Genomic DNA, 11,864 nt, shown 5'->3' with positions numbered 1-11,864 from the left:
AAACGTCCTCTTAGTTTTGCCATTCTTTGTCGATCGGGGCGGCGGTGAAATCTTGTTCGTTGCGACGCGCGCCCTCGGCCAGCTCGGCCATCATTTTTTTCAGGAACGGCGTTTTCAGCGTGTAGTAGCGTTTGGCGATCACCGCGCTCAGCAGGTAGCACACCGCCGGAACGAGGGTGAACAAGGCGATAATGATGGTGAGGGTGGCGCTGTTCTGGGTTTTAGCGGCGGCATCATAGCCGCCGCCGGCCAGCATCCAGCCGATCAGCGCGCCGCCCAGCGCCAGCCCCAGCTTGAGCACAAACAGGGTGCCGGCGAAGCTGATGCCGGTCAGGCGTTTGCCGTTACACCATTCGCCGTAGTCGACGGTGTCGGACATCATTACCCACTGGATTGGCGTCACCAGCTGGTGCAGTACGCCAATGACGAAGATAAAGACAAACATGGTGATTTCGGCGTCCATCGGTACGAAGAACATCGCCACGCTGAGCACCGCCAGGAGGGCGTTGGTCCACCAGAAGACGCTGACTTTGCATTTCCAGTCGGTCAGCGGTTTCGCCAGCGCCGAGCCAATCAGGTTGCCGACGCAGTAGGTCGTGAGGAAGGCGGTGAACAGCGCCGCCGAGCCCATGATCCAGGTGGTGTAATACATCATCGCGCCGCCGCGAACGCAGACCGCGAGGATATTGAGGATGGTGAGCACGCCGACCACCCGCCACTGGTCATTGCGCCAGATATCACGCAGGTCTTCACGCATCGAAGTACTGCTCGGCGGCGCTTCGACACGCTCTTTGGTGGTGAAAAAACAGAAGGCCAGCATCAGGAAGGCGACCACCGAGAGCACCGCAATGCCGCCCTGGAAGCCGAGCGCTTTATCTTCGCCGCCGATAAAGTTGACCAGCGGCATCATCAGCACGGTGGAGAGCATGCCCCCCGCCGTCGCCAGCACGAAGCGCCAGGACTGCAGCGAGATGCGCTGCGTCGGGTTGTCGGTGATCACGCCGCCGAGCGCGCAGTAGGGGATATTCACTACGGTGTAGAGCAGGGTCAGCAGCGTGTAGGTCACGGCGGCGTAGATCAGCTTGCCGTTGGGGCTTAAATCCGGCGAGCTGTAGGCCAGCACGCAGACGAGGCCGAACGGGATAGCGCCGAAGAGGATCCATGGGCGGAACTTACCCCAGCGGCTGCGGGTACGGTCGGCAAGCAGACCCATACACGGGTCGGAAATCGCGTCCAGCGCGCGCGCCAGCAGGAACATGGTGCCGACAAAGCCGGCGGGGATACCAAAAATATCGGTGTAAAAAAACATCATGTACAACATGACGTTATCAAAAATAATGTGGCTGGCGGCATCACCCATGCCATAACCAATTTTCTCTTTGACGGACAAAATGTGATCTTTCATATGCGCACTATTCCCTTAGCGGCACCGAGGGTTGGTACCGGTTACGGTTTTTGTAAACCTTTGTCGCACTAAGATGAATTGCGATATCTCGTTATCAGATTACGTTTCTTGTTTTCTGTGATCGTGGTAGGGAATCAGGGAGTGAAAAAGTGTAACTCACGGATTTTGTGAGGATTTGTCCAGGACTGTTCTGTAAAGTCCAGTTTTAACAGTAAAAAAGTGCGTTTAGGTATGTGGTAAACGGCTGAAAGTAGCTATAATGCGCCCCGCCTCCATGTAGCAATCGAGGCGCGGAAGATCGTCATCTCCGGTGAGGTGGCTGGACTTCAAATCCAGTTGGGGCCGCCAGCGGTCCCGGGCAGGTTCAACTCCTGTGATCTTCCGCCAGTTTGCCTCTGCTCTCCCAAAGCCACGCCATACCAACCTGAGCCCCCCAAACTCATCATCCCAGCCAATCATTTTCATCCAAACCCTGCGTTATTTTGTCTCTCGCAAACCCGTTACACTGGCGCGGTGGCCGCGTGCCGTTACCAACCGAAACAGGAGAGCCATAATGACCCCCGAACTCAGACACTGTTTTTCCATTACCATCCAGGTTGATAAACCGATAATCGTCTCCCGCAGCCCGCAGACCGGTAAGCGCCAGCTGATCCCGATTGTCGGCGGCAGCGTCTCGGGTCAACTTCGCGGCCAAGTGCTGCCCGGCGGCGTCGACAGCCAGATAATCGAACCCGACGGCACCTGCAGGCTGTCCGCCCGCTATGCCCTGCAGGTGGCGGAAGGCACGGTCTATGTGGAAAACAATGGCATCCGCCGGGTGCCGGCCCAGTATCATGACCAGCTTTTCGCCGACGATATGCGCTTTTTTAGCGATATTCCGCCAGAAGCCATCTATTTTCGCACCGTGCCCACCTTTGAGGTGGATGCTCCCGCGCTCAGCTGGCTAACCACCTCGCTGTTTATCTGCGCCGGTGGCCGGACCCAGGATGGGGTGATGCTCGACTTCTATCAGGTGGGCTGATTTTCACTTTCTGCATATAACTGTTATTGCCGTTAGCCCGTTTTTCCCCTCCCGGCAGCGGTCTACGATGGCTCCATCTTTTCATTCACCCGAATCACAGACCGGAGCAGTTATGAAAGCTATCGCCATTACTCAAGCCGCCGCTGACGGCAACAACATCCCTTCTTTAACCGAGATCGACCTGCCGATCCCCACCGCCCACGGGCGTGATCTGCTGGTCGCTGTGAAGGCTATCTCGGTCAATCCGGTAGACACCAAAGTGCGCGCCGGCTTTCAGGGCGACACGCCGCGGGTGCTGGGCTGGGACGCCGTTGGCGTGGTGCAGTCCGTCGGTGAGGAAGTGACGCTGTTCGCGCCCGGGGACGAGGTCTGGTACGCCGGCGCGCTGGGCCGGGCCGGCAGCAACAGTGAATATCAGCTGGTGGATGAGCGCCTGGTAGCGCACAAACCGCGCACCCTCGATAATGCCTCCGCCGCCGCGCTGCCGCTGACGGCGATCACCGCCTGGGAGCTGCTGTTTCACCGTCTCGGCGTTGAGGAAGGCGGCAATGCGGGCGACACGCTGCTAATCGTCGGCGCGGCGGGCGGCGTGGGGTCTATCCTGACCCAGCTGGCCAGTAAACTGACCGCCATGACGGTGATCGGCACCGCCTCGCGTCCCGAGAGCCAGCAGTGGGTCCGCGAGGCGGGCGCGCACCATGTGATCGATCACAGCAAGCCGCTCGCCGACGAGCTGGCGCGCATTGGTATCACGTCGGTAACCCATGTCGCCAGCCTGACCAATACCGAGCAGCACTTCAACGCGCTGATCGACGCCCTCGCCCCGCAGGGCAAGCTGGCGCTGATTGATGACCCGGAGACCCTGGACGTGGTGCCGCTGAAAGCGAAAAGCCTGTCCCTGCACTGGGAATTTATGTTCACCCGTTCAATGTTTGAGACGGATGATATGATCGCCCAGCATCAGCTGCTCAACCGCGTGGCGGCGCTGATCGACAACCACACTATCAAAACCACCCTTGGCGAACACTACGGCGCCATCACCGCCGCCAATCTGCAGAAAGCGCATCGCCAGCTGGAAACCGGACGCGCCGTCGGCAAGATCGTGCTGGAGGGGTTTTAAGATGATATCGCTTATCGCCGTGCTCAAGGCGAAACCGGGCCAAACGGACGCCCTGCGTCAGGCCCTGCAGGCGCTGCTCCTACCGACGAGACAGGAGCCGGGCAACCTCGACTATGCCCTGTTTCAGCTGCGCGACGCGCCGGACACCTTCTATATGCGCGAGGCGTGGCAGGGACAGGACGCCCTCGATGCCCATGTCGCGATGCCCTATTTTCAGGCGTTTATGACGCAGATGGAGTCTCTGCTGGCTGAGCCGCTGCGGCTGGACTTTCTGACGCCGGTTGAGCCTTAGCCCACCGGCTGACGAGGGGTGGGAAAATCACGCCCCTCCGCCGCGCGGGTTTAAAAGTGGGCGGGAAGCGTGCGGGTTATCTTTTCCAGCACCCCGCGATGGACCGTAATGTAACCACCTTTGCGCAGCTCTGCCAGAATCGACATAACACGGCTGCGCGACAGGTTGGTGCGGCGCTGTATAAAGCTTAACGCATTAATTTGGCGACGATATGCCTCCGGATAGTCCGCCAGCTCTGTTAGCAGGGTTCGCACCATCGGATAAGAATCCACCCCCACCATCTCCTGCGAACGCATGCTCAACACCATCAGCCGCTGCGCCAGAACATGGGCCATCTCCTGCCACAGGTTTTGCGCATTGAGGATCTCGACCGCGGCCTGGTGTCCTATCCAGCGTCCGCGCAAATCTGTCTCAGCAAACAGAGAGCAGTGGTGTTTTTCCGGAATACCGTTAAAGACGCCGTAACCATCGATTAATCCCAATAGCGAAGGGGCAAATATCGTTGATATCACCCTGTTGTTTTCCGCATGGCATAGCGAGGCAATCCCCTCTTCGAGCAGAATTAATCCGGATTCAGCCTGGGTCGGCGGAAAACGATAATAGGTCGATCGCGGCAGCGCAAAGGGTGAGCTGGCGGGCAGGAACGCAGATAACAGGGATTCCACCGCGAATAACGGCTTTGTCTGTCTTCCGTAATAAAAAGACGGTAACGCCTGGTCAGTAGAGAGGCTGGCTGCAGGGATCGACATGGTTTTTATGCCATCAGGTCAGGTTGAAAAAGTGATTCGTTGAGAATCATAGTATCAACAGGTGAATTAACGAATAAAAGACAAGACGTTACGAGGATAAAAAGAGTGTAAGCATCATTATCTGCAATAACTATTTATCTCTATTTTACAGGAATAAAAAATACGATGAGCCTTAATTACCTATAAGGCTTAGCGGCGATAAAGATAAGGCCACCTTATTATTTACTGCGCTGGCTAACGCCGCGCCTGAGGGTTCCTCTACCGCTTTCCCCCTCGCATCTCGGCCAGTCCAGGCTACGCTTATCGATGCCACTGACCACCCGCATTCCCCTCCCGTTCTATTGAGTCCATTCATCAAGAAGAGGTTTCGCTATGCTGATCAACGCTATTGGTACCTACTCCGCCAGCCAGCCGCTGGAATCAATGGCCATCACCCGCCGCGACCCGGGGCCGCAGGATGTACAGATCGCCATCGCTTACTGCGGCGTCTGCCACTCCGATCTCCACCAGGCGCGATCGGAATGGGCAGGAACGCTGTATCCCTGCGTGCCGGGGCATGAAATTGTGGGTCGGGTGACCGCGGTCGGCAACGCCGTCTCGCGCTACGCCGTCGGCGATCTGGTGGGCGTCGGCTGTATGGTCGATAGCTGTCAACAGTGCGAAGAGTGCGCCGAGGGGCTGGAAAACTACTGCGACCACATGGTGCTGACCTATAACGGGCCGACCCAGGACGCGCCGGGACACACGCTTGGCGGTTATTCACAGCAGATCGTGGTCAATGAACGCTACGTGCTGCGGATAACCCATCCCGAAGCGCAGCTGGCCGCCGTCGCGCCGCTGCTGTGCGCCGGGATCACGACATACTCGCCGCTGCGCCACTGGCACGTCGGGCCGGGTAAAAAAGTCGGCGTGGTCGGCATCGGCGGCCTGGGGCATATGGGGATCAAGTTGGCCCATGCCATGGGGGCCCACGTGGTGGCCTTTACCACCTCTGAATCCAAGCGTAATGCGGCCAGAGCGCTGGGCGCCGATGACGTGGTGGTGTCGCGCAACGACGACGAAATGGCGGCCCACGTCAAAAGCTTCGACTTCATCCTCAACACCGTGGCGGCGCCGCACAATCTCGATGCCTTCACCACGCTGCTGAAACGCGATGGTACCATGACGCTGGTTGGCGCCCCGGCCACGCCGCATCCGTCGCCGGAAGTGTTCAATCTGATCTTCCGCCGCCGGTCAATTGCCGGCTCGATGATCGGCGGTATTCCGGAAACTCAGGAGATGCTCGACTTCTGCGCCGAACACGGCATCGTCGCCGATATCGAATTGATCCGCGGCGATGAGATCAACGAAGCCTGGGAAAGAATGGTCAAGGGTGACGTGAAATACCGCTTCGTGATCGACAGTGCGACCCTCGCCGGCTAAGCGCCGCGACGAAAGGTACGCCGCCATTCCGTCGGGCTGACGCCAAAGCGCGCTTTAAACTGCTGGCGCCAGGTGACCGCTGAAAGATAGCCCACCGCCTCCGCCACCTGCTCGACCGGCAGATCGCCCGCCTCAAGCAGAGTCTGGCTGCGGCGCAGACGTTCGGCGGTCAGCCAGTCAGTAATGCTCATCCCGGTTGCCCGGGCGAAGTGGCGGGTCAGGGTACGGCGGCTCATCGCCACCACCCGGGCCAGCGAATCGAGACTGTGCGGCTCGGCAATATGCTGCTGCAGATAATCCAGCAGGCAGTTGATTCGCGCATCGCGGGTGTTTTTCGGCACCGGCTGGGCGATAAACTGCGCCTGGCCGCCCTCGCGGTGCGGCGAAACAATCATCCGCCGGGCGATCTGGTTGGCCGCGAGGCTGCCGAAACGCTGGCGGATGATGTAGAGGCAACAGTCCAGCGCCGCCGCGGTGCCCGCCGAAGTAATGATCCGCTGGTCGTCGACGTACAGGGCGTTGATATCCAGCTGCACCTGCGGAAACCGGCGCTGGAAATCCTGCTCGAACTCCCAGTGAGTCGCCGCTCGCCTGCCGTCCAGCAGCCCGGCGTAGCCGAGGACAAACGCGCCGAGACACAGGCCGACAATCTCCGCGCCGTTATCCCGGGCCCGCACCAGGCTATCAAGCAGCGCCTGCGGCGGACGTCGATCGACCTCGCCCCAGTAAGGCACCACCACGATATCCGCCTGTTCCAGCGCGGCATAATCGCCGGTGGCGTACAGCGCAAAACCATCGCGGGCGCGCAGCAGCCCCGGCCGCTCGGCGCAAATGTGCAGATTAAAGCGTTTGATTTCCGAAACCGAATCGCCAAACAGCATGCAGGGGACGGCGTAGTGAAACGGGCTAAAGCCCTCTACGGCGACAATCGCCACGTCGGTGATTTTCATCGTCTCTTCCCCTTACGCATGTTAATAAACGACGGTTTCTCCATCCTGCGGGATACTCACCACATCGGCAATCTGATTATCCAGCGCATACTGGCGCATCTCTTCCCGGCTCACCAGACAGTGGTTGACCGCCTCGAGGTGGATAGCCATGATTTTTGCTTCCGGCAGGGCGAAGTGCACGTTCAGGAGATCTTCCTTGCCCATGATAATCGGGCCAAAGCCGATGACGTGGGCGTAGCCGGCGTTGAGGACCACCACGTCCGGGCGCAGCTTCAGCAGGTCGGCTGCAATGTCATCGCGCCAGATAGTATCCCCCACCAGCCACAGCGTCTTCTCCTGCGGATGGCGAAACACCACGCCGCAGGCCTCGCCCAGGCGTTCAGCCATCGCCGGCACCGCGTAGGTGCGGTCGCTGCCATGCTGCCCGGAGGTGGTTTTCAGCAGACGCACGCCGGCAAATTCGCTGTCTGCCGACAGCAGGCGCAGATCCTGAAATCCCTGGCTGCGCAGTAGCGCGGCGTCGGCCTTATGCTGGGCGAACACCGGCAGGGTTTTCGGGATCGCGGCGATCGCCGCCGCGTCCCAGTGATCGTCATGGGTGTGGGTGACGATCACCGCGTCAACGTCGACAATTTTATCGCGTGAAAACGGCAGCTCAACCAGCGGATTGCGCAGTTCGCTGCGCGCGGTGCCCGGAAAACCCGGCCAGGCGCCTTTGTCCGCCAGCATCGGATCGATGAGAAATCTTTTCCCGGCGTAGTGAATAATCTGGGTCGCATTACGGATGTGGGTGATGTTCATGTTGGCGTTCCTCTGGGGTCATCTGACGAACATCGTACTGAGTCCCCGCCTGGCTCAACAGGGGCGTTTGGGCAATGATCGATGAAATCGGGCCAACCTGCGGCGGTTGCCATCCGCCTCCGGCTATGTTGTTCTTAAGGCTCAATTTTTGACAGGAGTGGCAGGATGAAAAAGAAACTGACCGCCGCCGATATGCACGACCCGCAGGTCATCGCCGAGACGCCGTGGTTCAGCATGCGTAAGGTGGGTATTGATGTCGCCCCCGGCGAGCGCCGCGACTTTTATTCCATTCATTACCCGCGCCCGGCGGTGGGGATTGTGGCCATCCAGGATGAGAAAGTGCTGCTGATTCGCCACTACCGCTACCTGATCGATAAGGTGGTGTGGGCGATCCCCTCTGGCGGCGTCGATGAAGAGGAAGACCCGGCGGTCGCCGCGCTGCGCGAGCTGTGGGAAGAGACCGGCTGGCAGGCGCAACGCGTTGAGGAGATCATTCGCTTTAACCCCTCCTACGGCAGCAGCGATCAGCTGTTTATCACCTGGCTGGCCACCGGTTTACGCTGGGTGGGGATGGATGCAGATCAGGATGAGGTGATGGAGACCGGCTGGTTTACCTTCGACGAGATAAACCAACTGATCGCCCGCGGCGAGATGCCGGACGGGCTGTCGCTGGTGCCGCTGCTGCAGCTGATGGCGCAGCGGCGAAGCGGCTCGCTTACGGCTTAAGCATCCGCCAGCGGAACCACAGCTGGGCCACGAGGATCAGCACGCCGCCGATAATCTTCTGCAGCGGCAGCTGTTCGCCGTACCACAGCGCGGCGGCAATGACCGTCAGCAGCGGTTCGAGCACCATGATGATCGCCGCGCTGGCCACCGCCGCGTACTTCTGCCCCTTCATCTGCAGACCGAAGCGCAGGCTGGTGGCGATGACAATGCTGGCCACCAGCCAGCCGAGAGTCGGCAGGGTCATCGGCTGGTCCCAGCGTTCAACGGCAGCGGAGATGGTCAACCCGACGATACCGGTGATCGCCAGCTGCACGGTGGTCAGGGGGATCAGCGGTATTTCACGCGCGCAGCGACTGGTGTAACAGAACCAGATCGACTGCACCAGCGCCGTCAGCAAAAACCAGCCCTGGCTGGGGTGGAAGGCTATCGGCATATGCAGACTGAGCAGCCCCAGGCCAACCACCGCGATCGGCAGGCACTCCCACCAGGCGCGCGGCGGGCGCACCTTCATCATCACCCACGCGGTCAGCGGGACGAACATCATCGACAGGCTCATGATAAACGCCCCTTCGCCGAGCGACGCCGTCGTGGAGACCGAATAGATCCACAGGCAGAGGTTGAGCGCAAACCAGAGTCCGCTGATGATGAGTTTTGGCCAGTGCTGCTTTTGCGGGCGAAAACCGCGGCAGAACGGCAGCAGAAGCAGCGCGGCGAAGAAAAAACGCAGCCCAAGAAACGCGAACACCGGCATGCCGGCGATCGCCTCGCGGGAAAATATCCAGCCGCAGGCGGCAATCACCGTCGCGGCAATCAGCAGCAGGTCAGCCTGCCGTTGGCGTACCATACGCACCTCTCCCTGTGTGTTGGCTTACCAGCCAGGCACCGCGCCGCCGTTGAAGATAGTCTCTGCCGCCTTCGCCACCTCCGGCGACTGGTACGACTGCATAAACTCCTTCACGTTTTGCGCGTCTTTATTGTCTTCCCGGGTCACGATGATGTTCACGTAGGGCGAGTTTTTATCTTCGATAAAGATGCCGTCACGAACCGGCGACAGCCCGGTTTGCTGCAGGTAGGTGGTGCTGATGATAGCCACGTCGACTTTGGGATCGTCGAGTACGCGCGGCAGTTGCGCCCCTTCCAGCTCCATGATCTTCAGGTTACGCGGGTTGTCGGTGATATCCACCGCCGTCGGCAGCAGGCCGGTCCCGGCTTTGAGGGTAATCAGCTTCTCTTTTTGCAGCAGCAGTAGCGCCCGCCCGAGGTTGGTCGGATCGTTGGGGATAGCGATCGTCGCGCCGTCTTTCAGTTCGGCGACTGACTTGATCTTGCGCGAATAGCCGGCCATCGGGAAGACGAAGGTATTCCCGACCGCCACCAGATGATAATTATGCGCTTTGTTGTCCTGCTCAAGGAAAGGCCGATGCTGGAAGACGTTGGCGTCCAGATCCCCGGCGTTGGTCGACTCGTTGGGCAGCAGTGAGCCGCTGAACCCCACCAGCTCGACCTCCAGACCGTACTTCTCTTTGGCCACCTTCTTCGCCACTTCCGCCACATCCTGCTCGGCGCCGTTAATCACACCGACCTTAATGTGCTTCGCTTCATTATCCTTTTGGTCGCAGCCGACCAGCGCCAGACCCGCCAGCATCACTGCGGCGGCGGCCCGTAAACGTAATCTCATCCTCTTCACCCTGTCTGTCCTGAATGTCATTGTTTTTTTCGTACAAAACTATAGCGACTTTCGGGTCGGGTAATAAACAGCAAACCACGCAACTGGAAATAAAATCATCTTCGCGAAACGCGAGGCGCTAGCCCCGTCGCCACTCGCCCGGCGTCACGCCATAGCGCATTTTGAAGCGCTTTGAGAAGGACGCCAGCGACTGAAAGCCGCAGCGTTCGGCAATGACCTCGAGGTTGGTCTGACGCTCCAGGCGCAGCAGCCGGGCGGCCAGCGCCATTCGCAACTGCGACAGCCACGCCTGCGGCGTCAGGTGATAGACGCGGGCAAAATGACGGGCAAAGGTGGCCCGTGATAAAAACGCGCGGGCGGCCATACTCTCCAGCGTCCACGGTTGCTCCGGGGTCGCCATCACCGCCAGCACCGCCGGCATCAGGCGTTCATCGCTCATCAGGCGCAGCAGCCCGCCGGGCGGCTGTTGCTCGCCAAGCAGCATGCGCAGCAGGAGCACCAGCAGCGTATCGCCGAGGCTGCGCACGATAGCGCTGCCGCCGGGACGCTGCGCCAGGCTCTCGCGCACCAGTATATTAAGCAGCGCGTCCAGCTCCGGGCAGTCTTCACGCGCATCGGTATGGAGATGGATCAGCGTCGATGCTTCACTGAACAGCCAGCTGACGTGCGGACCAAAATAGAATTCGCCGCACAGCATCTCCAGCGCCCCCTCCGCCGGGCCGGCGCGCATTTCCGTCACCGTGCCGTTAAACCGGTGCGCCACCGGCAGCACCTGGCCCCACTCCACCAGGCTCTCCATCAGATGCGGCGAACCGTGCGGCAGGAGGACGACATCTCCCGCGCGCAGGTGATGAGTCTGGCCGCCGACGTTGAGCCGCCCCTCGCCGCGCAGCACCACGTGCCAGGGCACCACGCCGCTGCGCATTTGCTGGTGCCCGGCCTGCCAGCGGCCGCCGAAGCGACAGTGCAGGTTCACTTCGCAGCGCGGCGCCAGCAGCGCCAGCAGATGACTGAGACTGTCCATGCTTCTCCTGAGACGATAAGACAAAAAGGTGAGACGAAGACCGCCAGTCTAGCATGCGGCAAGCGCCTAAGATGACCCCATTGCCAACACACCCTCGATAACAACAGGAGTTAACCATGAGCCGTTTAGCAGATATCCGTGAACAAGACGCCACCGGCAAAGCCGCCGATATTTTCGCCGGGATTAAAAAAGCGATGGGCAAAGTGCCGAACGCCTACCTGACCATCGGCGGCCACTCGCCGGCGGCGCTGCAGCAGGCGCTGGCGCACAATGCGATGCTCCATAAAGGCAGCCTCAGCGCCCAACAGCTGGAGGCGATTAATCTGTCGGTCAGCGAAGCCACCGGCTGTGACTACTGCCTGGCCGCGCACACCCTGATGGCGAAAAAAGCCGGCTTCAGCAGCGAACAAATCCATGCCCTGCGCCGCGGGGAGTATGCGGAAGAGGCGCAGCTTGATGCGCTGGTGAAATTCGCGCAGACCCTGGTGACCACCACCGGTACGCTGCCGGAAGCCGACGTCGCCGCGCTGCGCAATGCCGGTTTTAGCGACCAGCAGGTGATTGAGATTATCAGCGCCATCAGCGCCATCCTGTTCACCAACATGGTGAACCGGGTTAACGACACGGTGGTCGACTTCCCGAAAGCCGATTAATCCGTCGCGCAGCG

Annotated in this window: 13 protein-coding genes and 1 tRNA gene; 7 read left to right on the top strand and 7 right to left on the bottom strand. The window is 60.1% G+C overall.

The window, feature by feature from the left end:
* Positions 1-10 precede the first annotated feature (10 nt).
* The gene (locus AB1E37_RS00465; protein WP_004901448.1) at positions 11-1,405 is read right to left on the bottom strand and encodes a glycoside-pentoside-hexuronide family transporter; all 1,395 of its coding nucleotides are present in this window, start codon (positions 1,403-1,405) and stop codon (positions 11-13) included.
* Positions 1,406-1,697: 292 nt separating this feature from the next.
* Here AB1E37_RS00465 and AB1E37_RS00460 point away from each other — a divergent pair.
* The 4 genes from AB1E37_RS00460 (at position 1,698) to AB1E37_RS00445 (ending at position 3,838) form a co-directional block, all read left to right on the top strand.
* Positions 1,698-1,792: transfer RNA gene (locus AB1E37_RS00460), tRNA-Sec, on the top strand.
* Between the two features lie 166 nt (positions 1,793-1,958).
* Positions 1,959-2,426: a DUF3237 domain-containing protein gene (locus AB1E37_RS00455; RefSeq protein ID WP_004901452.1), complete on the top strand. Its 468-nt coding sequence runs from the start codon at positions 1,959-1,961 to the stop codon at positions 2,424-2,426.
* A 112-nt stretch (positions 2,427-2,538) separates the two neighbouring features.
* Entirely contained in the window at positions 2,539-3,546 is a 1,008-nt protein-coding gene (locus AB1E37_RS00450) for a zinc-binding alcohol dehydrogenase family protein (RefSeq protein ID WP_004901456.1), read from the top strand.
* Between the two features lies 1 nt (position 3,547).
* Positions 3,548-3,838 (top strand): putative quinol monooxygenase, encoded by a 291-nt coding sequence (locus AB1E37_RS00445; RefSeq protein WP_002922965.1) that lies wholly within the window; start codon positions 3,548-3,550, stop codon positions 3,836-3,838.
* A 50-nt stretch (positions 3,839-3,888) separates the two neighbouring features.
* Here the strand turns inward: AB1E37_RS00445 and AB1E37_RS00440 are convergent, their stop codons facing one another.
* Entirely contained in the window at positions 3,889-4,587 is a 699-nt protein-coding gene (locus tag AB1E37_RS00440) for a winged helix-turn-helix transcriptional regulator (protein WP_032447946.1), read from the bottom strand.
* A gap of 372 nt (positions 4,588-4,959) precedes the next feature.
* Here AB1E37_RS00440 and AB1E37_RS00435 point away from each other — a divergent pair, with 372 nt between their 5' ends.
* Complete coding sequence (locus AB1E37_RS00435) at positions 4,960-6,009, top strand: NAD(P)-dependent alcohol dehydrogenase (protein ID WP_004901462.1); 1,050 nt, start codon at positions 4,960-4,962, stop codon at positions 6,007-6,009.
* Here AB1E37_RS00435 and AB1E37_RS00430 read toward each other — a convergent pair.
* Entirely contained in the window at positions 6,006-6,959 is a 954-nt protein-coding gene (locus AB1E37_RS00430; protein WP_004901466.1) for a GlxA family transcriptional regulator, read from the bottom strand. The genes AB1E37_RS00435 and AB1E37_RS00430 overlap by 4 nt on opposite strands.
* 21 nt (positions 6,960-6,980) lie before the next feature.
* Positions 6,981-7,760, bottom strand: coding sequence for an MBL fold metallo-hydrolase (locus tag AB1E37_RS00425; RefSeq protein ID WP_023285660.1), 780 nt, complete (start codon positions 7,758-7,760; stop codon positions 6,981-6,983).
* Positions 7,761-7,925: 165 nt separating this feature from the next.
* On the opposite strand from AB1E37_RS00425, the gene AB1E37_RS00420 reads away from it, so the two are divergent.
* A complete protein-coding gene (locus tag AB1E37_RS00420) occupies positions 7,926-8,486 on the top strand; it encodes an NUDIX hydrolase (protein ID WP_032447947.1) in 561 nt (186 codons plus the stop codon).
* Here AB1E37_RS00420 and AB1E37_RS00415 read toward each other — a convergent pair.
* The 3 genes from AB1E37_RS00415 to AB1E37_RS00405 all read right to left on the bottom strand — a co-directional run bounded on the left by AB1E37_RS00415 (position 8,476) and on the right by AB1E37_RS00405 (position 11,197).
* The gene (locus AB1E37_RS00415) at positions 8,476-9,330 is read right to left on the bottom strand and encodes a DMT family transporter (RefSeq protein ID WP_032447948.1); all 855 of its coding nucleotides are present in this window, start codon (positions 9,328-9,330) and stop codon (positions 8,476-8,478) included. The two genes, AB1E37_RS00420 and AB1E37_RS00415, sit on opposite strands and share 11 nt — an antisense overlap.
* A 24-nt stretch (positions 9,331-9,354) precedes the next feature.
* Positions 9,355-10,164, bottom strand: coding sequence for a lipoprotein NlpA (gene nlpA / locus AB1E37_RS00410; RefSeq protein WP_032440429.1), 810 nt, complete (start codon positions 10,162-10,164; stop codon positions 9,355-9,357).
* A 127-nt stretch (positions 10,165-10,291) separates the two neighbouring features.
* Positions 10,292-11,197: an AraC family transcriptional regulator gene (locus AB1E37_RS00405; protein WP_004150236.1), complete on the bottom strand. Its 906-nt coding sequence runs from the start codon at positions 11,195-11,197 to the stop codon at positions 10,292-10,294.
* 116 nt (positions 11,198-11,313) lie between these two features.
* Between AB1E37_RS00405 and AB1E37_RS00400 the strand changes: the two genes are divergently transcribed.
* Positions 11,314-11,850, top strand: a complete 537-nt coding sequence (locus tag AB1E37_RS00400; protein ID WP_004145017.1) for a carboxymuconolactone decarboxylase family protein — start codon at positions 11,314-11,316, stop codon at positions 11,848-11,850.
* Positions 11,851-11,864 lie beyond the last annotated feature (14 nt).

Origin of the sequence: Klebsiella sp. Shm-1, assembly GCF_040804525.1 — a bacterium.
Taxonomy (GTDB): Bacteria; Pseudomonadota; Gammaproteobacteria; order Enterobacterales; family Enterobacteriaceae; genus Klebsiella; species Klebsiella pneumoniae.
The sequence above is the reverse complement of the archived record's forward strand: the minus strand, read 5'-3'. Positions and strand labels throughout refer to the sequence as shown.

Bases quoted from the DNA above. Each gene is read 5' to 3' on its own strand.
- AB1E37_RS00450 (WP_004901456.1), top strand. From the start codon at position 2,539: ATGAAAGCTATCGCCATTACTCAAGCCGCCGCTGACGGCAACAACATC.
- nlpA (WP_032440429.1), bottom strand. From the start codon at position 10,164: ATGAGATTACGTTTACGGGCCGCCGCCGCAGTGATGCTGGCGGGTCTG.
- AB1E37_RS00415 (WP_032447948.1), bottom strand. From the start codon at position 9,330: ATGGTACGCCAACGGCAGGCTGACCTGCTGCTGATTGCCGCGACGGTG.
- AB1E37_RS00430 (WP_004901466.1), bottom strand. From the start codon at position 6,959: ATGAAAATCACCGACGTGGCGATTGTCGCCGTAGAGGGCTTTAGCCCG.
- AB1E37_RS00405 (WP_004150236.1), bottom strand. From the start codon at position 11,197: ATGGACAGTCTCAGTCATCTGCTGGCGCTGCTGGCGCCGCGCTGCGAA.
- AB1E37_RS00420 (WP_032447947.1), top strand. From the start codon at position 7,926: ATGAAAAAGAAACTGACCGCCGCCGATATGCACGACCCGCAGGTCATC.
- AB1E37_RS00455 (WP_004901452.1), top strand. From the start codon at position 1,959: ATGACCCCCGAACTCAGACACTGTTTTTCCATTACCATCCAGGTTGAT.
- AB1E37_RS00440 (WP_032447946.1), bottom strand. From the start codon at position 4,587: ATGTCGATCCCTGCAGCCAGCCTCTCTACTGACCAGGCGTTACCGTCT.
- AB1E37_RS00425 (WP_023285660.1), bottom strand. From the start codon at position 7,760: ATGAACATCACCCACATCCGTAATGCGACCCAGATTATTCACTACGCC.
- AB1E37_RS00465 (WP_004901448.1), bottom strand. From the start codon at position 1,405: ATGAAAGATCACATTTTGTCCGTCAAAGAGAAAATTGGTTATGGCATG.
- AB1E37_RS00445 (WP_002922965.1), top strand. From the start codon at position 3,548: ATGATATCGCTTATCGCCGTGCTCAAGGCGAAACCGGGCCAAACGGAC.
- AB1E37_RS00400 (WP_004145017.1), top strand. From the start codon at position 11,314: ATGAGCCGTTTAGCAGATATCCGTGAACAAGACGCCACCGGCAAAGCC.
- AB1E37_RS00435 (WP_004901462.1), top strand. From the start codon at position 4,960: ATGCTGATCAACGCTATTGGTACCTACTCCGCCAGCCAGCCGCTGGAA.